Source organism: Thauera phenylacetica B4P (assembly GCF_000310225.1).
GTDB classification, from domain to species: domain Bacteria; phylum Pseudomonadota; class Gammaproteobacteria; order Burkholderiales; family Rhodocyclaceae; genus Thauera; species Thauera phenylacetica.
This window is the reverse complement of the sequence record NZ_AMXF01000052.1, coordinates 1-23,150: the sequence shown is the minus strand read 5'-3', so window position 1 is coordinate 23,150 and position 23,150 is coordinate 1. Positions and strand designations below refer to the sequence as shown.

19 protein-coding genes and 3 tRNA genes are annotated in these 23,150 nt (G+C 69.4%); 7 read left to right on the top strand and 15 right to left on the bottom strand.

Going from position 1 to position 23,150, the window contains the following annotated elements:
• Window positions 1-77: 77 nt before the first annotated feature.
• The 10 genes from C667_RS09225 to C667_RS09180 all read right to left on the bottom strand — a co-directional run bounded on the left by C667_RS09225 (window position 78) and on the right by C667_RS09180 (window position 7,063).
• A complete protein-coding gene (locus tag C667_RS09225) occupies window positions 78-1,925 on the bottom strand; it encodes a M61 family metallopeptidase (protein WP_039921125.1) in 1,848 nt (615 codons plus the stop codon).
• 133 nt (window positions 1,926-2,058) lie between these two features.
• Window positions 2,059-2,133, bottom strand: a tRNA-Val gene (locus C667_RS09220).
• A 67-nt stretch (window positions 2,134-2,200) separates the two neighbouring features.
• Window positions 2,201-2,275: transfer RNA gene (locus C667_RS09215), tRNA-Val, on the bottom strand.
• Window positions 2,276-2,658: 383 nt separating this feature from the next.
• On the bottom strand, window positions 2,659-3,207 hold the full coding sequence (locus tag C667_RS09210; protein ID WP_004361495.1) for a phasin family protein: 549 nt from the start codon (window positions 3,205-3,207) through the stop codon (window positions 2,659-2,661).
• Between the two features lie 289 nt (window positions 3,208-3,496).
• The gene (locus C667_RS09205; protein WP_004361493.1) at window positions 3,497-3,709 is read right to left on the bottom strand and encodes a DUF3079 domain-containing protein; all 213 of its coding nucleotides are present in this window, start codon (window positions 3,707-3,709) and stop codon (window positions 3,497-3,499) included.
• A 91-nt stretch (window positions 3,710-3,800) separates the two neighbouring features.
• Window positions 3,801-4,151 carry a cupin domain-containing protein gene (locus tag C667_RS09200; protein WP_004361491.1) on the bottom strand — a complete coding sequence of 117 codons (351 nt, stop codon included), beginning with the start codon at window positions 4,149-4,151 and terminating at the stop codon, window positions 3,801-3,803.
• An 80-nt stretch (window positions 4,152-4,231) separates the two neighbouring features.
• Window positions 4,232-5,338, bottom strand: coding sequence for an HPP family protein (locus tag C667_RS09195; RefSeq protein ID WP_039921128.1), 1,107 nt, complete (start codon window positions 5,336-5,338; stop codon window positions 4,232-4,234).
• Window positions 5,339-5,723: 385 nt separating this feature from the next.
• Window positions 5,724-5,799 (bottom strand) — tRNA-Val (locus tag C667_RS09190).
• Window positions 5,800-5,838: 39 nt separating this feature from the next.
• Complete coding sequence (locus tag C667_RS09185) at window positions 5,839-6,111, bottom strand: HU family DNA-binding protein (protein WP_004361487.1); 273 nt, start codon at window positions 6,109-6,111, stop codon at window positions 5,839-5,841.
• Between the two features lie 124 nt (window positions 6,112-6,235).
• Window positions 6,236-7,063 (bottom strand): ABC transporter substrate-binding protein, encoded by an 828-nt coding sequence (locus C667_RS09180; protein ID WP_004361485.1) that lies wholly within the window; start codon window positions 7,061-7,063, stop codon window positions 6,236-6,238.
• A gap of 74 nt (window positions 7,064-7,137) precedes the next feature.
• Here C667_RS09180 and C667_RS26180 point away from each other — a divergent pair, with 74 nt between their 5' ends.
• A complete protein-coding gene (locus C667_RS26180; protein WP_004361483.1) occupies window positions 7,138-7,653 on the top strand; it encodes an LLM class oxidoreductase in 516 nt (171 codons plus the stop codon).
• Between the two features lie 111 nt (window positions 7,654-7,764).
• Complete coding sequence (locus tag C667_RS09170) at window positions 7,765-8,025, top strand: hypothetical protein (protein WP_004361481.1); 261 nt, start codon at window positions 7,765-7,767, stop codon at window positions 8,023-8,025.
• Between the two features lie 139 nt (window positions 8,026-8,164).
• Here the strand turns inward: C667_RS09170 and C667_RS09165 are convergent, their stop codons facing one another.
• The 4 genes from C667_RS09165 to acnB form a co-directional block, all read right to left on the bottom strand.
• Window positions 8,165-8,749, bottom strand: a complete 585-nt coding sequence (locus tag C667_RS09165) for a DUF5610 domain-containing protein (protein WP_004361480.1) — start codon at window positions 8,747-8,749, stop codon at window positions 8,165-8,167.
• A gap of 75 nt (window positions 8,750-8,824) precedes the next feature.
• On the bottom strand, window positions 8,825-11,959 hold the full coding sequence (locus C667_RS09160) for a DEAD/DEAH box helicase (protein WP_004361479.1): 3,135 nt from the start codon (window positions 11,957-11,959) through the stop codon (window positions 8,825-8,827).
• A 60-nt stretch (window positions 11,960-12,019) separates the two neighbouring features.
• A complete protein-coding gene (locus C667_RS09155) occupies window positions 12,020-12,250 on the bottom strand; it encodes a type II toxin-antitoxin system CcdA family antitoxin (RefSeq protein ID WP_039921123.1) in 231 nt (76 codons plus the stop codon).
• 244 nt (window positions 12,251-12,494) lie between these two features.
• The gene (gene acnB, locus C667_RS09150; RefSeq protein ID WP_004361477.1) at window positions 12,495-15,104 is read right to left on the bottom strand and encodes a bifunctional aconitate hydratase 2/2-methylisocitrate dehydratase; all 2,610 of its coding nucleotides are present in this window, start codon (window positions 15,102-15,104) and stop codon (window positions 12,495-12,497) included.
• A 628-nt stretch (window positions 15,105-15,732) separates the two neighbouring features.
• On the opposite strand from acnB, the gene acnA reads away from it, so the two are divergent.
• The 4 genes from acnA to C667_RS09130 all read left to right on the top strand — a co-directional run bounded on the left by acnA (window position 15,733) and on the right by C667_RS09130 (window position 21,238).
• Window positions 15,733-18,432, top strand: coding sequence for an aconitate hydratase AcnA (gene acnA / locus C667_RS09145; RefSeq protein WP_004361476.1), 2,700 nt, complete (start codon window positions 15,733-15,735; stop codon window positions 18,430-18,432).
• Window positions 18,433-18,609: 177 nt separating this feature from the next.
• Window positions 18,610-18,999 carry a YchJ family protein gene (locus C667_RS09140; protein ID WP_004361475.1) on the top strand — a complete coding sequence of 130 codons (390 nt, stop codon included), beginning with the start codon at window positions 18,610-18,612 and terminating at the stop codon, window positions 18,997-18,999.
• 90 nt (window positions 19,000-19,089) lie between these two features.
• Window positions 19,090-19,473 (top strand): DUF6394 family protein, encoded by a 384-nt coding sequence (locus tag C667_RS09135; protein WP_004361474.1) that lies wholly within the window; start codon window positions 19,090-19,092, stop codon window positions 19,471-19,473.
• A gap of 25 nt (window positions 19,474-19,498) precedes the next feature.
• Window positions 19,499-21,238 carry a potassium channel family protein gene (locus tag C667_RS09130; RefSeq protein WP_004361472.1) on the top strand — a complete coding sequence of 580 codons (1,740 nt, stop codon included), beginning with the start codon at window positions 19,499-19,501 and terminating at the stop codon, window positions 21,236-21,238.
• A gap of 540 nt (window positions 21,239-21,778) precedes the next feature.
• Here C667_RS09130 and C667_RS09125 read toward each other — a convergent pair.
• Entirely contained in the window at window positions 21,779-22,003 is a 225-nt protein-coding gene (locus C667_RS09125; RefSeq protein ID WP_004361470.1) for an RNA-binding S4 domain-containing protein, read from the bottom strand.
• A gap of 80 nt (window positions 22,004-22,083) precedes the next feature.
• On the opposite strand from C667_RS09125, the gene C667_RS09120 reads away from it, so the two are divergent.
• On the top strand, window positions 22,084-23,112 hold the full coding sequence (locus C667_RS09120; RefSeq protein WP_039921121.1) for an ATP adenylyltransferase family protein: 1,029 nt from the start codon (window positions 22,084-22,086) through the stop codon (window positions 23,110-23,112).
• The last annotated feature ends 38 nt before the right edge of the window (window positions 23,113-23,150 follow it).

The following is a 23,150-nucleotide window of genomic DNA, read 5'->3' as shown; positions in this document are numbered from 1 at the left end:
AGCGCCCGCCCCGCTTCGCCCGGGGCGCGACCCCGCCCCCTCCGCGAGCCGCGCCCCGCAGCCCTGCCCGAAAGCGATCACGCCCCCAGCCAGTCCCGCCTCAGCTTCGCCGCCGCGCTGTCGGCGCGCGCGGCGAGCTTCAGCTCCTGGCGCTCGGCAGGCGCCACCGCGAGCACTGCGCGAAAGCGCATCAGCTCGTCGCGCCGGAAGAGGTGCAGTTCGACCTCGTCGCCGGCGCGGCGGCGGGCGAGCAGATCGTCCAGCGCCTTGGCGTTCGCGACCCGGAGCCCGTCGAGCGCGACCAGCACGTCCCCGGCCGCGATGCCCGCCGCCTGCGCCGGCCCCTCGTCATACACATTGGCGACCTTCGCCTCGCCACCGCCTCCGCCAAGCTTCAGCCCGAGCACGGGCGCGCCCCCCGCCGCCTCGGCGCGCAGGGTCACGCCGAAGGGACGCAGCAGGCGCGCCAGCGGCAGGTCCTCGCAGCCCTCCACCGCCTTCTGCAGCCACTTCGCCAGACGCACGCCGAGGCGTTCGCCGCCCACCTCGCGCACCGCGGCGAAGATGCCGTCCTCGGGCACGCCGACCCCCGTGAGGCCATGGCGCTGCCACAGCAGGCGCATCACGTCGTCCAGGCTCGCCGCCCCCTCGCTGCCGGCACGAAGCTGCAGGTCGAGCGCGAGCGCGATCAGCGCGCCCTTGGCGTAGTAGCTGACGATGGCGTTGGGCGCGTTCTCGTCCTGGCGGTAGTACTTGGTCCACGCGTCGAACGAGGACTCCGCCACGCTCTGCTTGAGGCGGCCGCTGCCGCGCAGCACGTTGGCGATGGTCTTGCCGAGCAGCCCGAGGTAGTCGTCGACGCCGATCACGCCGCTGCGCACCAGGGCGAGGTCGTCGTAATACGAGGTGAAGCCCTCGAAGGCCCACAGCAGCCGGGTGTGGTTCTCGCGCGCGAGGTCGTAGGGCGTGAACGCCGCCGGCTTGATGCGCTTGACGTTCCAGGTGTGGAAGTACTCGTGGCTGCACAGCCCGAGGAAGCTCTTGTAGCCGTCGGGCAGGCCCTCCATGCCCTTCCACGGCAGCTCGGCGCGGCTGCAGATCAGCGCGGTCGAGGCGCGATGCTCCAGCCCGCCGTAGCCCTCGCCCACCACCATGGTCAGGAAGGCGTAGTACTCCACCGGCGCCGGCGTGCCGAAGAGCGCGATCTGCCATTCGCAGATGCGGCGCAGGTCGGCGCACAGGCGCTCGAGGTCGCAGTCGTGGCGGCCGGTGAGCGCGATGTCGTGCGGCACCCCCGCGGCCTCGAAGCGCGCCAGCGTGAAGCGGCCCATCTCGACCGGATGGTCGATCAGCTCATCGTAGTCCGCCGCACGGAAGCGACCGAAGCGGCAGGCCTGGCCCAGGCGGCCGTGCTCGGGCGGCAGCGCGGTGACGAGCTTCCAGTCGCGACCGATCTCGCCCTCGGGGCGCTCGATGCTCACCACGCAGGACGCATCGCTGCGGCCTGCCACCGCGAGGAAGACACTCGTGCCGTTGAAGAAGCCGTGGGTGGTGTCGAGGTGGGCGGTGCGCACCGACAGGTCCCAGGCATAGACCTCGTACTGCACGCTCAGCACGCGCGCGCCCCGTACCGCCGCCGCGCGCCAGGTGTGCTTGTCGAGCTTCTCCAGCGCGCACGGCACGCCATCGGCCTCGGCGCGGATGCGCACGATGTTGCGCGCGAACTCGCGGATCATGTAGCTGCCCGGGATCCACGCCGGCAGGCTGAAGACCTGCCCCGCGGGGTCGGGCTCGGCCACCGTGCAGCTCACCTCGAAGAGGTGGGCGCCAGGGTTCGCAGGCCGGATGTGGTATTCGACCGCGGGCAATGGACGGTCATGGCGCGCCGGGGCGGCAGCGGGCGAGCGGGTGGAACGGGCGGGCATCGGCAGGCTCCGGCAGAGCTGGTCTGGAAGAGGTCCAATCGTAACCGCATGGCCGGGCGCCGGGGCTGGCGGAAACGGTGGTGTCGGCGCAAGAACGAGAACGCCCGGCGCGAGGGCCGGGCGTTCGGGTGTCTGGTGGGCGGTACTGGGATCGAACCAGTGACCCCTGCCGTGTGAAGGCAGTGCTCTACCGCTGAGCTAACCGCCCTGCCGAGGAAGCGAGAGCCGCATCCTGGTGCAGGAATTTCCGGAAGGAACGCCACCGCGGCGGTGGGTGGTGGGCGGTACTGGGATCGAACCAGTGACCCCTGCCGTGTGAAGGCAGTGCTCTACCGCTGAGCTAACCGCCCTCCCGAAAAGAGGCCGCATTTTAGAAGGCGCGCCGCCGGGCGTCAAGCACGGCATTGCAGCACGGCATTGCGCGATGCGAGGCACGGTGCGGGCGGGATGCGCGTCGATTGCTTGAAGGTCGGGCTCGCGGCTTGCGCCGCTCCTACATCGGACCAAGCCGCAACGCCCTCCCGCAGGAGCAACCGCAGGCGCGAACGCGCTGGTGGGGCTGGAGACGCGCGTCGGCGGGGACGGATGTGGTGATGTTCGCGGCTCCCGGCGCTCCTGCACTAACCGGGACCAGCTTCTGGAACGATCGCGACCACGACAAAAAGGCCGCGCGGCGGGTGCCGGGCGGCCTCTTGCTGCGAGGAGGCGCGGACGCCTCCTGGCGGTGACGCGATTACTTCTTGGTCGCGGCGCCGACGGCCTTGACGGTGGCTTCGGTCGCGGCGGCCATGTTGGCTTCGGCGACTTCAGCGGCCTGGCGGGCGGCCTTGCTGGCGTTGTCGTACAGGCTGTTGGCGGTGCTCATCGCCGAACGGACGGCCTCGAACACACCCTCGGAACCGGCGGGCGCCTGCTTGGCGGCCTGCTCGAGCATGTCGTGGAAGCGCTTGTTCAGGTCGGCGATCTGCTTCTCGAACAGGTTCGAGACTTCCTGCTGACCCTCGGTCGCGATCTCCTGGACGCTGCGGGCGTAGGCGACGGCCTTGTCGAGCATCGGCTTGGTCAGTTCGCCCTGGAGCTTGGCGAGCTGCTGCGGGTCCTTGGCTTCGGCCAGCTTGCGGGTGGTGGCGACGCTGTCCTCGAGCACCGAACGCACGGTGTTGAGGTTGAGTTCAGCCAGGCGCTCGGCGCGGGCGATGGCGCTGTTGGCGAGCGACATCATGGCTTCGAGGTTGGCTTGGCCGGCGGCGGCGAACTGCTCGGGGGTCTGGATCTTGGTCATGGCTGGTTTCCTGGGTGAATTGCAGTGGAGTCGATGAAGCGTAAAAAATCTTGCGGTCCATGCGGCCTTGTTACCCGAAACCCTTCCGGCTTCGTTTTGCGGCACCGCACAATGAAGTCGATTATAGCGCCCCGAATCCGGTCGTCAACCCTTTTTTGCTGCACTGCAGCAATTCTTTTTGCAAACCCGCCGGCAAGCGCCCGGAATCCATTCCGCAACGTCCGCGATCGTCTTCCACCCAGGTTTCAGGCGCGTGACGATGCGCTCCACCGCCCCCTCGCCGGCCAGCTCATTCCGCCTTCTTCTTGCCGGGCGTCGCGGGATCCTCCGGGTCGATGCCCCAGTCTCCATAGGTGTACCAGTCCTCGCCGAGCAGCTCGATCGGGTGCTGGGTGCGGCCCGAGCCGTTGCCGCAGCCAAGCGCATCGACCGAGCAATATTTGTCGCACCCCCAGCAGATGCGCTCGGGGTTCTTCGGATGCAGGGGAAATTTCTTCGCCATGACCACACTCTCCATTACGGCGCCCGGGACGCCGACACGCTCGACCCCGCACGGGCCACCCGACACGCGGCCGGGCGCGGCACCTCCGCGCTCAGGCCTTGCGCTCGCCCTTGAGCATCACCAGCAGCATCTTGAACTGCGAGCACGGCGCCACCGCATGAGGCGCCCCCGCGGGGATCAACAGCGTCGCACCCTCACCCAGCCGATGAAGGTCGGCGTCGACGCGCACCTCGGCCTCGCCCTCCACGCCGATCAGCAGCGCGTCGAAGGGCGCGGTGTGCTCGCTGAGGCCCTCGCCCTTGTCGAAGGCGAACAGCGTGACGCTGCCGGCGGCGTTCTTCACCAGCATGCGGCTCACGATCGCCTGCTGCTGGAAGTCGAGCATCTCCTTGAGCTTCTCGACGCGGGTCTGGCCGCTCGCGGCATTCGTTCGATCATTCATGAGTCGTTCTCCCTTGTGACGGCTATCCATCTGCAATGCTACTCCTTCGCGCGACCATGCATCCGAGGCCGCCCCAGCCCCTAAGTGGTCCGCTCGCCGGCGAAGAGCGCCGCCACCACGTCCGACTGGGTGATCATGCCGACCAGCCTGCCGTCCTCGTCGGCCACCGGCAGGTGATGCAGGCCGCCGTCCGAGAACGCACCCACCAGGTCGGCGAGCGACTGCCCGGGGCGGGCGCTGCGCACGCGCGCGCTCATGATCTCGGCGACCACGCGCGCGGTGCTCATGCGCGGCACCGGCTGCGGCTCGGGGTTATGGCGATCGATGAAGAAGTCCGGCACCGACACGATGCCGACCAGCCGGCCGCCCTCCTCGACCACCGGCAAGGCCTTGATGCGGTGGTGCGCGAGCAGCGACCAGGCCTCGCCCACCGGCGCCTGCGGCCCCACGCTCACCACGTCGCGCGACATGATGTCGGCGCAGCGCAGCGCGCCCCAGGTGCGCCGGCGCGCGTTCATCTGCGCGCGCACCATGATCTCCTCGAGGTCGTCGCGATCGACGTCGAGCACCTCGCCGAAGGAGGCCAGCGCCGCGTCGAGGTCTTCCGCACGAAAGCCGACGCGCTTGCTCGGCAGCGGATCGGCGGTGTCGTGCGGCTGCGCTCGCGTCGGCGCCAGATGCGGGTAACGTCGCCCCACCAGGTTGTTGAACAGGAAGGCGACCACCAGCATCGCCAAGGTGTTGGCGAGCACCGGCATCAGCGCGAAGCCGTAGCCGAGCTCATGCACCAGCGGGCCGCCCAGCACCGCCGTCAGCGCCACCGCCCCACCCGGCGGATGCAGGCAGCGCAGCACGAACATCGCCCCCACCGCGAGGCAGCCGGCGAGCGCGACCGCCGCGCCGGTCTCGCCAAGCCAGCGGTAGCACCCCACCCCGATCAGCGCCGACACCAGGTTGCCGGCCAGGCTCGGCCAGGGCTGCGCGAGCGGGCTCGCCGGCACGCAGAACAGCAGCACCGCCGAGGCCCCCATCGGGATGATGAACCACGGCACCTGCCCGCCCAGCGCCAGGTAGCCGATCCACTCGGTGCATCCCAGCCCCACCGCCACCCCCAGCGTCCCCAGCGCCATCTCGCGCCGCCCCGCGGACAATGCGGCGGGCAGGGAGAACAGTCGGGACAGGGACATCGGCGGGCTCCGGGCGGTGGCAGGCAACAGGTGATGCGACGAGTCGCGGTGGTCGCCGACCGATTCCGGTCCGGGCTTGTCGAGGCTTGGGGCGCCTGCGGTGCGGGCGAGCAGCCGTGCACGCGAGGCGCTTGCCGTGGCCACCTCGACGACGTCGCGCATTTACATCAAGGGTTGATATTTTAAACCGGATCGCGGGGCGGGCGAGGAAACGGGCTGTTGCAGGAGGGGCGTGCGGGCGGGTGGTGCTTCGCGATGCGCCAGGCGCGAATGCGGTGGTGACGCCGAGGCCACGCGCCCACCCGCGCGCGGAACCCCACGCCCAAGCAAAAAGGCCCGGAACGCTGTCCGGGCCTTTCATTTCGCTGAAAAATCAGCGTGTTCGTGGTGGGTGCTGACGGGGTCGAACCGCCGACATTCGCCTTGTAAGGGCGACGCTCTACCGACTGAGCTAAGCACCCGCGCTTTCCCCGACGCGGATGCCGGAGCAGCAAAGTCCGCTAGTTTACAGAATCCTTCAGCCCTTTGCCAGCGCGGAATTTCGGAACCTTGGCCGCCTTGATCTTGATGTTCTTGCCGGTACGCGGGTTGCGCCCGGTGCGCGCGGCGCGCTCGCCGACGTAGAAGGAGCCGAAGCCCACCAGGGTGACCGTTTCGTTCTGGCGGAGGGCCTCGGTCACCGCGGCGACGGTCGCGTCCAGCGCGCGCGCCGCATCCGCCTTGGTCATGCCAGCCTTCTCCGCGATGCTTGCAACCAGTTCCTGTTTATTCACTTGACCCCCTCCGGTTTTGAACTGCAATGGATGCAACCGTAGCCTTGGAATGATCGGAATACGCCACGGCTTGCGACATGACCTGCGGAACTCACGTTTTTATAGCGCGCTGAATTCCGCACTGTCAACGGCCCGCGCTGTAACCGGCAGGCGCGCGCCCCGCCCAGCGCACGATGATCTCCGCCAGCGCCGGCAGGCCCTCGCGGATCGCCACCGGACCGGGCGCGAGGATCAGCGCCGATTTCACCTCGTGCAGCTCGCCGTCGCGCACCGCCGGTACCGCCTCCCAGCCCGCGCGCGCGGCCACGCGCTCGGGGCGGAAGCGCTTGCCGCACCACGAGCCCACCACGATGTCGGGCGCCGCCCGCGCCGCCTCCAGCGGATCGGCCAGGATGCGCTGCGCCGCGCCCGGGTGGCGCGAGCGCTCGGCGAAGACGTCCTCGCCGCCGGCGATCCCGATCAGCTCCGACACCCAGCCCACCGCGCTGATCGGCGGGTCGTCCCACTCCTCGAAATACACCCGTGGCCGCCGCGGCAGCGCCGCCGCCCGCGCGCGCACCGCGTCCATCGTCGCCTCGAGTTCCGCCACCAGGGCGAGCGCCCTATTCTCCGCGCCAACGAGCCGGCCCAGCGTCTCGATCATCGCCAGGATGCCCTCGACGCTGCGCTGGTTGAACACATGCACCGCCACGCCCGCCTTGATCAGCTCGCGCGCCACGTCCGCCTGCATGTCGGAGAACCCCAGCACCAGGTCCGGCCCGACCGCGCGGATCTTCTCGAGGTCGCCGCTGGAGAAGGCGAAGACCTTGGGCTTCTCCTTGCGCGCGCGCGGGGGGATCACGGTGTAGCCACTGATGCCTGCGATGCGGTCCTCCTCGCCCAGGGCGTAGAGGACCTCGACGGTCTCGGTGGTCAGACAGACGATACGGGTGGGGAGGCGGCGCGGGCTCATGGGGGGATTATCGCCGATCGCAAGGCTCACGCCTTTTACGAAACACGCGGTTTGCAGCTCAATCGCCGCGCAAGATGCTGCACTCCCGGAACAGCCGCCCCGGCAAAGGCACGCCCAGCCGGCACCGCCTGCGCCCGCAAGCTGCTGCGCGCCTGCAAGAGCCCGCCCAGCTCGGCAAGCTCCGCCGCATGCTCGGGGTGATGCTGCAGCCGCTGCAGGAACTCCTCGCCGCTCCCCTTCTGATGCTGCTGCGCATCGACCTGGTAGGCGAGCATCTGCAGCAGGCGCCGATCGCGCTCGTCCCGCACCCGGTAGACCACCTCCGGCTCGCGCAGCGCGCACAGCAGATCGGTTCGCGCCGGGTCGTCGAACGGGCGTTTGCCGACGAGTCGCTGGCGTGCTCGGCGGTCGGATCGCCGGGCGCGGTGCGCGAGGGACTGCAAGCGCTGATCGAACGCACCGCCGCGGACGAACTCGTCCTCACCGCGCAAATCTTCGATCACGCGGCGCGACTCAAGTCCTACGCGCTGATTGCGGAGGCGTGGTGGCTCCCGAGGACCAAGACTGCAGGGCTCGGTGCAGACGCATGAGCGGGCGGGAAATTCAGCTAACCCGGCTTGCAGCGCGTGGCGAGGCCGGGCGCCATTCCGGATTCAATGCGCCATAAATTGCGTACTCAATTCATCGACATGCAGAAAGCAATGAGCCTGCGCATCGGCATGCTTGAGCTGCGCGCCAAGCTCGCCGAGTACCTGGAATCGTCCACTCCGATCGAGGTCACTCGCCTCGGCCAGACGATCGGCCTCTACATTCCTGTACCCAAGCACCCCAATCAATCGGAGCGGGCCGCGCTCATCGAAGCGGGACGGCGAATGCAGTTAGAGATGACCCGCCTCGGGATCACCGAAGACGAGTTGCCGCTCGATTTCAAGGCCTGGCGCAAGAACCAGAATGCAGCATAGGCGGCTCGTCATCGACGCCAACATCCTGATCCGCGCGGTCTTCGCACGGTCGAGATTTACCTTGCTGCAACGTAAGGCAGGAAACAGCGCAACTTAAGCCGCAAGGAGCGCCGCCCCAAGCGTCGCGGACTTCCACACCTCACGCCTGCTGATCAGACGTCGGCAGCCGTTCCAGCGTGAAGCGGTCGTAACCCTGCAGCACCAACTCGCGCGTCTTCGTCACGTCGACCTCGACCGCTCCGTTGAAGACGCCGAGCCCGCTCAGGATGTCGCGCGCCTCACCGAAGCCCTTCTCGAAGCCACCGCGGATCACGTCCATGAAATCGCGCAGCACGGCTTCGGGATCATCGTCGGGACGGCGCGCGGCGTAGGCCTCGAAGAACGCGGTCGACATCGACACGATGCGCCCGGCGGTCGCCTCGGCGGAGTTGTCCTGACCCATCGCGTTCTGGATCGCATCCGGGCCCAAGGTCGGCGCGAGCGCTTCGTTGATGCCCTCGATCGCGGTGCGGAACAGCAAGGCCTGCGACTCGTCGCCCGCGCTGATCGACACCGCCATCGAGGCCTGCAGGATGCCGACGTTCAGATCCTTGCGCAGCGCGGCTTCGGACACCTGCTCCTGGCGCGGCACGCGGGAAGCTGCGGCGCTGTTCTGGCGGGCGGCGTCGGCGGGCTGGAAACTACCGCCTGCAAGGGCGGAGGTGGCGGGCAGGATTGTGTTCATGGGGGGCTCCGGTAGCGGGTTCTCTCAGTTTCAGTTTAGACCTCGGCGGGGCAAGCCGCCCGGCCGGCAAGGCCCCTACTCGCCCCGCAGGATGCTGAACTCCCTGAATAAGCGACTCGGCAAAGGGACACTCAGCCGCCAGTGGATGCTCATCGGTTTCGCGCCCTCGGCCCGCTCCAGCGTCACCGGGCCGCAGGCGCGATACGGCGTTCCCTTGGCTGCACGAACGAAAAGCTGGAAGCTCCAGCCGTTGCCCGGGCTTTCCAGATAGCGACGACCCGCAGGTGTCTGCGGCCCCGCCGCGTTCTGCGACTGCCAGTGGAACAGCTCCGGGCTGATCGCGTAATCCCGGTACGCGATGCGCTCGTGATAGCCCTCGCGCTTGTCCAGGGTCACGAACAGCAGCTCGACCTTGCGCTCGTGCAGCGCGAGGACGCCGGCCTGGAAGGGCGTGCGCCGGCTCGGACTCAGCCAGCCGAGCGCGCTCAGGATCTCGCGGATGCCATAGGCCGCGTGCAGGCAGAGCGGCACATCCTCCAGCCCCGGCACCGGCTGCGCCCGCAAGCTGCTGCGCGCCTGCAAGACCCCGCCCAGTTCGGCGAGCTCGGCCGTGTGCTCGGGGTGATGCTGCAGCCGCTGCAGGAAATCCTCGCCGCTCCCCTTCTGATGCTGTTGCGCATCGACCTGGTACGCCAGCATCTGCAGCAGGCGCCGATCGCGCTCATCCCGCGCCCGGTAGGCCGCGTCCGGCTCGCGCAAAGACAGCAGCAGATCGGTCCGCGCCGGGTCGTCGATGTGCAGCAGATCGCCAAACCGCCGACCGAAGTAGTCGTCCTCGCTGCCCGACGGCGTGCTCAGCAGCCCTGCGTCGCGCTTGAGGTTGGTCCAGCCCGAGCGCCCGCTGCTGCGATAGAGGTCGTCGAGCTCGATCGCCTGCTCGGCGAGGAAGCTCGCGAGCCGGATGTCGGTGCGTCCGCGCAGTGCGGCGTAGGCCTGCAGCTCCGTCCTCAGCCGCCGCCAGTTCTGCTGCACCAGCTTGCGCAGGCTGCGCAGCACCTGCTCGCGGGTCTGGCGCTGCAGGTGGATGTGGCAACCCGGCGGCAGCAGGCCGAAGCCCTTGTCCACCGCCTCGATCAGCTGCGCGCGCGACAGCCCGGTGAGCGTCGACAGCAGCCGATCGAAGCGGAACTCCTCGCGGTGCCGGCCGACGAAATCGAGGATCAGGCAGCTCTCCTTGCCCTTGGCGAGGCGCAGCCCACGGCCGATCTGCTGCTGGAAGAGCACCGGGCTCTGCGTCGGACGCAGGAGCAGCAGCGTATCGACGAGCGGCAGGTCGACGCCCTCGTTGAACAGATCGCAGGTCACCAGCGCGGCGACCTCGCCCCGTGCGAGCAGCTCGGGCGCGCGCCGGCGCTCGTCCGTGGGCGTGTCGCCCAGGACGCACAGCGCCTTGATGCCGGCCTTGTTCAGCCGCGCCGTCATGTCCTGCGCGTGCGCCACCGAGACGCAGAACACCAGCGCCCGCCCGCGCGCGGGGTCGCCCGTCAGCCGCCGCCACTCGTCGAGCACCAGCCGCGCGCGCGCGTCGTTGCCGGTGACCAGCCTGTCGATCGCCGCCACCTCCCCCGCCTGCTGCCAGGGCACGGCAGAAAAATCCGTCTCGTCGTCGCAGGCGTAATACTCGAAGGGGCACAGCAACTGCTGGTCGAGCGCGTGCCAGAGCCTAAGCTCGACCGCCGGCGAGCCATCCGGTCGGTTGTCGAAGTAGCCCAGGATCGGCTTGCCGTCGCTGCGCTCCGGCGTCGCCGTCAGGCCGAGCAGCACGCGCGGACGCACGGCGCTCACGAAGGCATCGAAGCGATCCGCCGCCAGGCGATGGCACTCGTCGACCACCACGGTGTGCCAGTAATCTGCCCCGCAGCGCAACACCAGCTCGCGCGCGGACACGCTGTCGATGGTGGCGAACAGATGCTCGAAGCCCTCGGGCTGCACGCCGCCGACCAGCACCTCGCCAAAGGCGTGGTCGCGCAGCACCTCGCGATAGGTGCGCAGCGCCTGCTTCAGGATCTCCTCGCGGTGCGCCACGAACAGCAGCCGCGGCCGCCCACCTGCCTGCTGGCAGAGCCGCTTGTAGTCGAAGGCCGCCACCACCGTCTTGCCGGTGCCGGTCGCGGCGACGACCAGGTTGCGCCAGCGATCGTGATCGCGCTCGAGCTGCAGTTGGTCGAGCATCTCCTGCTGATAGGCCTTGGGCTCGAGGTCGAAATAGGTCGGGCGCGCGATCAGCTCGTCCCCGGACTCGCGCCTGAGCGCCTCGCCCAGCGCCTTGCGATGCGCCGGGTTGGCGGGGTCGTAGCCCTGAAACTCGCTGTCTTCCCACAGCGTCTCGAAGTGCGCGCTGGCGCGTTCAAACAGATCGGGCTGGCCGCGCTCGGTGAACTTCACCGTCCATTCCAGCCCGCCCATCAGGGCGGCGCCCGACAGGTTGGCGCTACCCACGTAGGCGGAGCCGAAGCCGGTGCGGCGGCGGAACAGCCAGGCCTTGGCATGCAGCCGGGTGCGGCGGCCATCCAGCGACACGCGAATCTCGCAGCCCGGCAGCCGCGCGAGTTCATCCAGCGCGCGGATCTCGGTGGCGCCGGTGTAGGTGGTGGTGAGCACGCGCAGGCGCGTGCGCGGCTGGCCATCGGGTCCGACCGCAGTGATCGACTGCAGGATGTCGAGCAGCTTGCGCACGCCGGAATGGGTGATGAAGCTCACCAGGATGTCCACCTGATCGCAGGCCGCCAGCTCACGGCGCAGCTCGGTCAGCAGCGAGGGCGAACCCTTGCCCGCGGTGAAGAGCCAGGGGAAGGCCAGGCCGGTTTCCGGAATGGCCGGCTTGGGCGAGCGCTGGTGGATGGACTGGAGAATCTGGGGCGGCGCGGACAGCGTCTCGGCATCGCCCGCGCGCTTGCCGAGGCGCTGCCTCAGGCTGACGAGGAGGAAGTTGACGAGGTCGAGCTGTTGGCGGAGCTTGTCGGCGCCGTCACCGTGAAGGTCGTCGAGGATGCGAGAGAGTTGGGCGGCGAGCGCGTCTGCGAGGCGCTCGGGCGCGTCTTCGGCGGTGAGGGGCTGGAGGCTGTGGGTGCGCTCGTCCGTCGTGCGAGTGACGGCGTCACGGAGGGCATCGGTGAGCAGTTGGTCGTAGAGACCGTCAGGCAGTGTCATGTTCGAGCAGAAAGCCCTCGCCCGCGCCCGCGCCGTTTCGGCAGACGTCGAAGCGCGCCATCAGAAGCTCCGAGACGGCGCGAGCGGCAAGCCATGATTCTCGACATATGCATTCGAGCTGTCGAGCGCGGCGCGGTTCTCTTCGAACCATTGCGCTACACGACGCTCCGCCACGGGCCACGTCAAGCAGGTCTCGGCTGCCTGTTCGTCCGGAATCGGGATGTTGGCCGGGGAGTGCTCATCGATGATGCGGGCGGGGTTCATCGTGCGTACGCCAGGATCGTGATTCATGCCGAACTCTACCGCAGTACGTCGAACGCGGCGGTGGCGAGCGGTCGATACGCGGGCAAGCCCAAGACGACGGACAGTTGCCGTCACGGCTCTTGCGCCGGTTTGCTCGCCCCTTCGGATGATGGGGCTCGAGAAATCCGGGATCGTCTGCCCCACCTAAAGCAAAACCCCCCGCCAGACGCTGACGAGGGGTTCTCGGGCGAGACGGCCTCCCGGCCGTCCTGCCTTCGAGCTACTTACCGACTCAGATTTCCACCGTATCCGCGACCGAGCGGAATTCCTCGATCTGGTCGAAGTTCATGTAGCGGTAGATGTCGGCAGCCTTCTTGTTCACCACTTCCACCTGCGCCATGTACTCGGCGACCGACGGGATCTTGCCCATCAGCGCGCACACCGCGGCCAGCTCGGCCGAACCCAGATAGACGCGGGTGTCGATGCCGAGGCGGTTGGGGAAGTTGCGCGTCGAGGTCGACATCGCGGTGCTGCCCTTGCGGATCTGCGCCTGGTTGCCCATGCACAGCGAGCAGCCCGGCATCTCCATGCGGGCGCCGGACTTGCCGAGCACGCCGTAGTAGCCTTCCTCGTTGAGGATCATCGCGTCCATCTTGGTGGGCGGGGCAATCCACAGGCGGGTCGGGATGTCGGACTTGCCATCGAGCACCTTGCCGGCGGCGCGGAAGTGGCCGATGTTGGTCATGCACGAGCCGATGAAGACCTCGTCGATCTTGTCGCCGGCGACCTCGGACAGCAGCTTCACGTCGTCCGGGTCGTTCGGGCAGGCGACGATCGGCTCCTGGATGTCGGCCAGGTCGATCTCGATCACCGCGGCATAGTCGGCGTCGGCGTCGCCCGACAGCAGCGTGCCGTTGGCGATCCAGTCTTCCATGGCCTTGATGCGGCGCTTGAGGGTGCGGGCGTCCTGGTAGCCGTTGGCGATCATCCACTTCATCAGGGTGATGTTCGAGTTCATGTACTCGACGATCGGTTCCTTGTTGAGGTGGACCGTGCAGCCGGCGGCGGAGCGCTCGGCCGAGGCGTCGGTGAGCTCGAAGGCCTGTTCGACCTTCAGGTCCGGCAGGCCTTCGATCTCGAGGATGCGGCCGGAGAAGACGTTCTTCTTGCCCTTCTTCTCGACGGTCAGCAGGCCCTGGCGGATGGCGTACAGCGGGATGGCATTGACCAGGTCACGCAGCGTGACGCCGGGCTGCATCTTGCCCTTGAAGCGCACCAGCACCGATTCCGGCATGTCGAGCGGCATCACGCCGGTGGCGGCGGCAAAGGCGACGAGGCCGGAGCCGGCCGGGAAGGAGATGCCGATCGGGAAGCGGGTGTGGCTGTCGCCGCCGGTGCCGACGGTGTCGGGGAGCAGCAGGCGGTTGAGCCAGGAGTGGATGACGCCGTCGCCCGGACGCAGCGCGACGCCGCCGCGGGTGCTGATGAAGCTCGGCAGCTCGCGGTGCATCTTGACGTCGACCAGCTTCGGGTAGGCCGCGGTGTGGCAGAAGGACTGCATCACCAGGTCGGCAGAGAAGCCGAGGCAGGCGAGGTCCTTGAGCTCGTCGCGGGTCATCGGGCCGGTGGTGTCCTGGCTGCCGACGGTGGTCATCTTGGGTTCGCAGTAGGTACCCGGGCGGATGCCCTGCTGATTTCCGCCAATGAGCGGCATGCCGCAGGCGCGGCCGACCATCTTCTGCGCCAGGCTGAAGCCCTTGCCGGTGTCGGCGGGGGCCTGCGGCAGGCGGAACAGGGTCGAGGGCGGCAGGCCGAGGGCCTCGCGCGCCTTGGTGGTGAGGCCACGACCAATGATCAGCGGGATGCGGCCACCGGCGCGCACCTCGTCGAGGATCACCAGGGTCTTCAACTGCGACTCGGCAACCACAGCGCCGTTCTTGAGCGCGGTGACCTTGCCGCTCTGGGCGTCGACCTTGAGTTCGATCTCGTCGCCCATGTCCATCTGGCCGCAGTCGATCTCGATCGGCAGCGCGCCGGCGTCTTCCATGGTGTTGAAGAAAATCGGGGCGATCTTGGAGCCCAGGCACACGCCGCCGAAGCGCTTGTTCGGGACGTAGGGGATGTCCTCGCCGGTGAACCACAGCACCGAGTTGGTGGCGGACTTGCGCGAGGAACCGGTGCCGACCACGTCGCCGACGTAGGCGACCAGGTTGCCCCGGGCGCGCAGGTCTTCGATGAACTTGACCGGGCCGCGCACGCCGGCTTCTTCCGGCTCGATGCCCGGACGCGGGTTCTTGAGCATGGCCAGCGCGTGCAGCGGGATGTCGGGGCGCGACCAGGCGTCGGGCGCGGGCGACAGGTCGTCGGTGTTGGTCTCGCCGGTGACCTTGAGCACGGTGAGCTTCTGCGAGGCGGGGACTTCCGGGCGGCTGGTGAACCACTCGGCGTCGGCCCACGACTGCATGACGGCCTTGGCGTTGGCGTTGCCCTTCTCGGCCAGTTCCTTGACGTCGTGGAAGTAGTCGAACATCAGCAGGGTCTTCTTCAGCCCGTCGGCGGCGATGGCGCCCACCTCGGCGTCACCCAGCACGTCGATCATCGGCTTGATGTTGAAGCCGCCCAGCATGGTGCCCAGCAGCTCGGTGGCCTTCGCGCGCGACACCAGGCCACAGGCTTCCTCGCCCTTGGCGACCTTTGCCAGGAACTCGGCCTTGACCTTGGCGGCGTCGTCCACGCCGGCGGGGACGCGGTAGGTGAGCAGCTCGACGAGGAAGGCCTCCTCACCGGCGGGGGGGTTCTTCAGCAGCTCGACGAGTTCGGCGGCCTGCTGCTTGGAGAGCGGCAGCGGCGGGATGCCGAGGGCGGCACGTTCGGCGACATGGGCACGGTAGGCTTCAAGCACGGCGACTTCCTCACTAGGTGGCGGTGATCGGGACTCCGGACGGGTCGGCCCCACCGGATCGGGCGAGATTATATGTCTTTTATAAGACTTGCGGTGCAGTGCAGCACCGAGGCTCGTCGCCCGGCATTCGAGCCGACTAATTCTACGCCTTCGTCACGCCGCGGGGGATATCCCCGCGCACCCGACACCTCCCGCGTTCCGTGCTTACCGCAGGAGCGCCGGCGGGCGCGAAGGCGGCGGTGGCTTCCGGGGCGCGCGTCATTTTCCGGACCGCCGGGTTCGCAGCTGCCGCAGCGCCTACAGGAGGTCCGGAACGCGTGGCGGTTCATGTAGGAGCGCCGGCAGGCGCGAAAGCGGCGGTGGCTTCCGGGACGCGCGTCATTTGCCGGACCGCCGGATTCGCAGCTGCCGCAGCGCCTACAGGAGGTCCGGAACGCGTGGCGGTTCATGTAGGAGCGCCGGCAGGCGCGAAAGCGGCGCTCGGGGGCCTGCCGACGCTGCCGTCATTCGACCGCTCCATTCGCGGCTGCCGCCGCGCCTACAAGGGCAGGCGGGCTGGTCCTACAGGAACTTCGCCGCCGCACGGCTATCTTCATGAATTGGGCCCAACAGAAAAAGGAGACCCGCGATGTCCGCCAATCCGTTCGATACGCTCCGCCCCCTGCCCTCGTCCGACGGCCACCTCTCCTATCACTCGCTGCCTGCGCTGGAAGAAGCCGGGCTGGGCCGCATCTCGCGCCTGCCGGTGTCGATCCGCATCGTCCTCGAGGCCGTGCTGCGCCACTGCGACGGCAACAAGGTGACCGCCGAGCACGTGCGCGAGCTCGCCAACTGGCAGCCGGAGGCCGAGCGCAGCGCCGAGATCCCCTTCGTGGTCGCGCGCGTGGTGCTGCAGGACTTCACCGGCGTGCCGCTGCTCGCCGACCTCGCCGCGATGCGCAGCGTGGCCGTCGCGCAGGGTCGCGAGGCCAAGCTCATCGAGCCGCTGGTGCCGGTGGACCTGGTGGTCGACCATTCGGTGCAGGTAGACCACTACGGCACGCCCGACGCGCTGCGCCGCAACATGGAGATCGAGTTTGAGCGCAACCGCGAGCGCTACCAGTTCATGAAGTGGGGCATGCAGGCCTTCGACACCTTCCGCGTGGTGCCGCCGGGCATCGGCATCGTGCACCAGGTCAACCTCGAGTACCTCTTCCGCGGCGTGCGCACCCGCGACGGCCTGTGCTTCCCCGACACCCTGGTGGGCACCGACTCGCACACCACCATGATCAACGGCGTCGGCGTGGTGGGCTGGGGCGTGGGCGGCATCGAGGCCGAGGCGGCCATGCTCGGCCAGCCGGTGTACTTCCTCACCCCCGACGTGATCGGCGTGGAGCTGCGCGGCAGCCTGCCTGCCGGCACCACCGCGACCGACCTGGTGCTCACGGTGACCGAGCTGCTGCGCCGCGAGAAGGTCGTGGGCAAGTTCGTCGAGTTCTTCGGCGAGGGCACGGCCAGCCTGACCGTGACCGACCGCGCCACCCTCGCCAACATGGCGCCCGAGTACGGCGCCACCATGGGCTTCTTCCCGGTGGACGGAAAGACCGTGGAGTACATGCGCGCCACCGGTCGCGACGAGGCCGAGTGCGCGCTGCTGGAAACCTACTTCCGCGCCCAGGGCCTGTTCGGCGTGCCGTGCGCAGGCGAGATCGACTACACGCGCACGCTGGTGCTGGACCTCGCCACCATCCAGCCCTCGCTCGCCGGCCCCAAGCGCCCGCAGGACCGTATCGCCCTGCCCGCCATGCGCCAGGCGTTCGAGCGCCTGTTCTCCGCGCCGGTGTCCGAGAACGGCTTCGGCCGCGAGGCCGGCCACCTCGACGACCGCTTCGCCACCGCGCGCGGGGATGTGGACCTCGGCCACGGCGATGTGCTGATCGCCGCCATCACCTCATGCACCAACACCAGCAACCCGGCGGTGATGATCGCCGCCGGCCTGCTGGCGAAGAAGGCGGTCGCGCACGGCCTGCGCGTGAAGCCGCATATCAAGACCTCGCTCGCGCCCGGCTCGCGCGTGGTCACCGACTACCTCGGCAAGGCCGGCCTGCTCGAGCCGCTCGCCACGCTCGGCTTCGCGCTCGCGGGCTACGGCTGCACCACCTGCATCGGCAACGCCGGCGACCTCGCCCCCGAGTTCAACGAGGCGATCGCCGAGCACGACCTGGTGGTGGCCGCGGTGCTGTCGGGCAACCGCAACTTCGAGGCCCGCATCCACCCCAACCTCCGCGCCAACTACCTCGCCTCGCCGCCGCTGGTGGTGGCCTTCGCGCTCGCCGGGCGCGCCAACATCGACCTGACGCAGGAGCCGCTGGGCACCGGCAGCGACGGCCGGCCGGTGTTCCTGCGCGACCTCTGGCCGAGCTCGGACGAGATCGCCGCCGCCCTCCCCTTCGCCACCGACCCGGCCACCTATCGCCGCCTGTACGCCGACTTCACCCGCGACCACGACCTGTGGAACGCGATCCCCGCGCCCACTGGGCAGGCCTACGACTGGCCGCCCTCCACCTACATCGCCTGCCCGCCCTTCTTCGACGGCTTCGGCATGACGCCCCCGCCGGCGAGCGACCTCCACGACGCGCGCGCCCTGCTGCTGCTCGGCGACTCGGTGACCACCGACCACATCTCGCCCGCCGGCTCCTTCCGCGAGACCAGCCCGGCCGGGCGCTGGCTGCGCGAGCAGGGGGTGGAGAAGAAGGACTTCAACTCCTACGGCTCGCGCCGCGGCAACCACGACGTGATGGTGCGCGGCACCTTCGCCAACGTGCGCGTGAGGAACCTGATGCTGCCACCCAACCCCGACGGCAGCCGCGTCGAGGGCGGCTACACCCTGCTCGACGGCGAGCAAACCACGGTGTACGACGCGGCCAACGCATGGATGGCACGCGACGTGCCGACCATGGTCTTCGCGGGAGAGGAATACGGCACCGGCTCGTCGCGCGACTGGGCCGCCAAGGGCACCGCGCTGCTCGGGGTGAAGGCGGTGGTGGCGAGGAGCTTCGAGCGCATCCACCGCTCCAACCTGGTCGGCATGGGCGTGCTGCCGCTGCAGTTCATCGGCGAGGACAGCTGGCAGGCGCTGGGGCTCGATGGGAGCGAGAAGTTCACGCTGGAAGGCATCGCCGCCGGCCTGGCACCGCAACAGCAGCTCACGCTACAGATCGAGCGCGCCGACGGCTCTAGGCAGTCCGTGCCCCTGCTGTGCCGCATCGACACCCCGATCGAGATCGAGTACTACCGCCACGGCGGCATCCTGCCCTACGTGCTGCGCGGGATCCTCGGAGGTCGCTGAGCACCGCGCCGCATTCGCGCCCTCCCGCGCTCCTGCACGCACACCGTCCTGCAGGAGCGCCGGAAGGCGCGAACGCAGCGCTTGCCCCTCCCATCCATGCCCATTTCCGGTCGGCCCTATTCGCGGCTACAGCCCACCCTACATGCGCCCCGGTCCGGCTCGCTATACTCTCGCCTCATGAAACCCGCCACTTCCTGCCCCTGTGGCTCCGGCCGCGCCTTCGGCGCGTGCTGCGGCCCGGCGCTGTCGGGCGAGCGCCCGGCGCCGACCGCCGAGGCGCTGATGCGCTCGCGCTACACCGCCTTCACGCTGCGCGACACCGCCTACCTGCTCGCGAGCTGGCACCCCTCCACCCGCCCGCAGAACCTCGCGCTCGACGAGCAGCCGCCGCCCAAATGGATCGGCCTCGAGGTGCGCGCCCACCGCCCGCTCGCCGACGACCGCGCCGAGGTCGAGTTCCTCGCCCGCTGCCGCATCGGCGGGCGCGCGCAGCGCCTGCACGAGACCAGCCGCTTCGTGAAGGAAGGCGGGCGCTGGTATTACGTCGACGGCGACCTCCACGACTGAGCGCCGGCGTGCCGCCCAGGCCGCGCGACATCGCGGCCGTGGCGCGCGCATAATTGCCCCATCGTCATCGCGCACACCCAACGGAAGATCATGAACCTCGAGAAAGTCATCTTCGGCTTCTTCATCGTGCTGGCGGCCACGCTGAACTTCGGCTTCTTCGTCGGCGACATCGAGAACCCCGCGCACCACGACATCTACGAGCTCTTCGCCGCGCTGGTGGTCAGCCTGATCGCCACCGTGCTCAAGTTCGGCGACCGCACGCAGATCGGCGCGGTGCATCTGTCCACCAGCCTGGTGGCCGACCTGCAGCTGATCGCCGCGGCGCTGGTGTGGGGCTACGCGGCCCACCTCAGCGAAGGCGGCCTGAGCCCCGAGATGACCGCGCGCGTGGTCTCGCTCTCGGGCGGCGCGCTCTTCGCCAACGTGGTGTCGGTGATCATCCTGATCGCCGAAACCATCATGCAGCGCCGCTGACCCCCCACCCACCGAGGCCCGAGCCGTGCAGCAGGCCCTCGCCCGCCATCACAGCATCTTCCTGCTGATCCTGCGTCGCCTGCGTGCGCCGCTGATCCTGCTGATCGTGCTGTTCGCGATCTCGGTGCTCGGGCTCACCCTGGTGCCCGGCCCGGTCGTCGATGGGCAGACCAGCTACCTCAGCTTCTTCCACGCCTTCTACTTCATCAGCTACACCGCGACCACGATCGGTTTCGGCGAGATCCCCTACACCTTCTCGGACCAGCAGCGGCTGTGGGTGATCGTCAGCATCTACCTGTCGGTGATCGGCTGGGCGTACACCCTGGGCTCGGTGTTCAGCCTGCTCGCCGACCGCAGCCTGCGCCAGGCGATCGCGATGCAGGGCTTCGTGCGCGCCGTGCGGCGGCTGCGCGAGCCCTTCTACCTGGTGTGCGGCTACGGCGAGACCGGGCGCCTGATCTGCGACGCGCTCGACCGCATGGGGCTGCGCGTGGTGGTGATCGAGTTGGACGAGAACAAGCTCGGCGAGCTCGACCTGCACAGCTACGCGGCCGACGTGCCCGCGCTGTGCGCCGACGCCGCCAACCCCGAGACGCTCAAGTTCGCCGGGCTCACCCACGCCAGCTGCATCGGCGTGATCGCACTCACCAACGACGACGCCACCAACCTCGCGATCGCGATCGCCGCCCGCCTGCTCGCCCCGCGCCTGCCAGCGCTGTGCCGGGCCGAGCGTACTGCGACCTCGGCCAACATGGCCTCCTTCGGCACCCGCCACATCCTCAACCCCTTCGAGCGTTTCAGCGAGACGCTCGCGCTCTCGCTGCACGCACCCAAGGCCTCGCAGCTCTTCGGCTGGCTCACCGGGTTGCCCGGCAGCCACGTCGAGCAGCGCCGCGACCCGCCGCGCGGCAACTGGATCGTCTGCGGCCACGGCCGCTTCGGCCGCCTGCTGGTCGATGCGATGGACTCCGAGGCGGTGCCGGTGACCATCATCGACATCGACCCCAAGCCCGACGGCATCCACCGCTGGGTGCAGGGCGACGGCACCGGCGCCGACGCCCTGCACGAGGCCGGTGTGGTCGAGGCGACGGGGATCGTGTGCGGCACAAGCTCGGATGTGGACAACCTGTCGATCGCGGTCACGGCGCGCGAGCTCAACAAGGCGCTCTTCGTGATCCTGCGCCAGAACCACGAATCCAATCGCGCCCTCTTCGAGGCCTTCGAGTCGGACATCACCGTGGTGCCGAGCCGGGTGATCGCGCACGAATGCATCGCGATCCTGAGCACGCCGCTGCTCGCGCCCTTCCTCGACGAGATCCGCCGCCGCGACGAGGAGTGGTGCGGCGCGCTGCTTCACCGCCTGACCCACCGGCTCGGCTGGAGGGTGCCGCAGATCCGCAGCCAGCGCATCAACCTGTCGCGCGCGCCGGCGCTGTATCGCCGCCTGATGCGCGGCGAGACGATCACGCTCGAGCGCCTGCTGCGCTCGCCCGCCGACCGCTCGATCGCGCTCGACTGCGAGGTGCTCTACCTCGATCGCGACGACGACGACCACGTGATGACGCCCGCCCCCGACGAGAAGATCCGCGCCGGCGACGAGCTGCTCTTCGCCGGCACCCGGCGCGCGCTCGAGGACATCGACCTGATCATCGCCAACGAGCACACCCTGGAATACATCCTCACCGGCCGCGACCTCCCCGGCGGACGGATCTGGGAGCTGCTCGCGCAGCGCGGCCGCAAGGAGCGGTCGCCGCAGTTGCCTTGAGGCTCCCGGACGCCTTGTAACACCCACCGGCTCCCCTGTGGAAACCGCCGCGCGGCGAAGCCCATGCAGGAGCGCCGGAACCAATGTAGGAGCGGCGGCAGCCGCGAACCCGCCGAACCGGCGATGACCGTGGGCGGGGAGACGATCGCCGCTTTCGCGCCTGCCGGCGCTCCTACATAAGCCTCCGCGCTCCGGAACCGATGTAGGAGCGGCGGAAGCCGCGAACCCGCCGAGCCGGCGATGACCGTGGGCGGGGAGACGATCGCCGCTTTCGCGCCTGCCGGCGCTCCTACCTTTGCGTCCGCGCTCCGGAACCGATGTAGGAGCGGCGGAAGCCGCGAACCCGCCGAACCGGCGATGACCGTGGGCGGGGAGACGATCGCCGCTTTCGCGCCTGCCGGCGCTCCTACAGTTGCCTCTGCGCTCCGGAACCGATGTAGGAGCGGCGGAAGCCGCGAACCCGCCGAACCGGCGATGACCGTGGGCGGGGAGACGATCGCCGCTTTGGCGCCTGCCGGCGCTCCTTCCGGCATGAACGCGCTATAACGCGCCGTCGGCGACCAGCTCGACGGCCTCGCCGGCAAACGACACCCGCTGGCCGGGGCGCAGCTTGGCGCGCTTGCGCGGCTCGGGCTTGCCGTCCACCTTCACCAGCCCGTTCTCTACCGCCGCATGCGCGGCGCCGCCGGAATCGACCAGGCCGGCGGCCTTGAGCAACTGGTCGAGCTGGATGTATTCCCCGCGCACTTCAAAGCGTATCGCCATCGCGATTCCTCCTGCCCGCCGCGACTGCGCGCGCGGGTCCACGTGTCAAAATGGCGGCATTGTCTCCCGCACGCCCGCCCATGACCAGCACGCCCGCCGCACACCTTCCAGCAAGCGCCGTCCCGGCAAACGCCGACGCCCCGGCCGCCAGCGCAGCGTCCACAGCCCAGTCTCCGCCTGCCGCCGCTGCGCCCATCCCCGACTCCGCGTGCGACGCCGCAAGCCCCGTTTCCCCATCGGGTGCCCCGGACACCGCCCGCGACCTCCTCGCGCGCGCCGACCAGGTGATCGCCGTGGCGCTTGCCGACGGCGCGCTGCAGCCGATCCGCACCGAGCTCGACTGGCTGGAGCAGGACGGGCTGCGCTTCTCGGTGCGCTGGGTGTCCTCGCTGGCCCTCAAGGATCGCGCCCGGGTCGACACCGTCACCGCCCGGCGGCCCGACTTCAACCCCTTCCTGCCGCCCGAGCCGGCGCTCACGGTCGCGGCGCTCGGCGACGATCACCTCGTGGTGCTGAACAAGTTCCCGGTGATCGACCGCCACCTGCTCATCGTCACCCGTCGCTTCGCGGACCAGCGCGCGCCGCTCGACGAGGCCGATTTCGCCGCGCTCGCCGCGGTCGTGGGGGCCCACGGCGGCCTCGGCTTCTACAACGGCGGGCGCATCGCCGGGGCGAGCCAGGCGCACAAGCACCTGCAGTGGGTGCCGGCGCAGGCCTCGGCGCTGGGGGATTTCCTGCCTGCCCTGCGCCCCGGTGAGGTGCTCGACAACCCCGCGCTGCCCTGGGCGCACGCGGTGGTAGGGCTGGACGAGGCCGCGTGGCCGCACCCGGCGAAGGCCGCCGCGGCCGTGCATGCCGCCTTCCGCCTCGCCTGCGCGCGGCTCGAGCTGCCCTGCGCCGCCGACCCGATGCCGCCCTACAACCTGCTGGTGTGCCGCAGCGCGCTGCTGCTGGTGCCACGCACGCGCGAGAAATGGGACGACGTGTCGCTCAACTCGCTCGCCTGGGCCGGCTCGCTCTTCGTGCGCGACCGCTCCCAGATCGACGGCCTGCGCCGGAGCGGCCCGCTCGCGGTGCTCGCCGCGGTGTGCCGGCCGCGCAGCGGCTGAGCGTGCGCGCCCCGGCGATCAGGCCGCGCGCGGCAGCG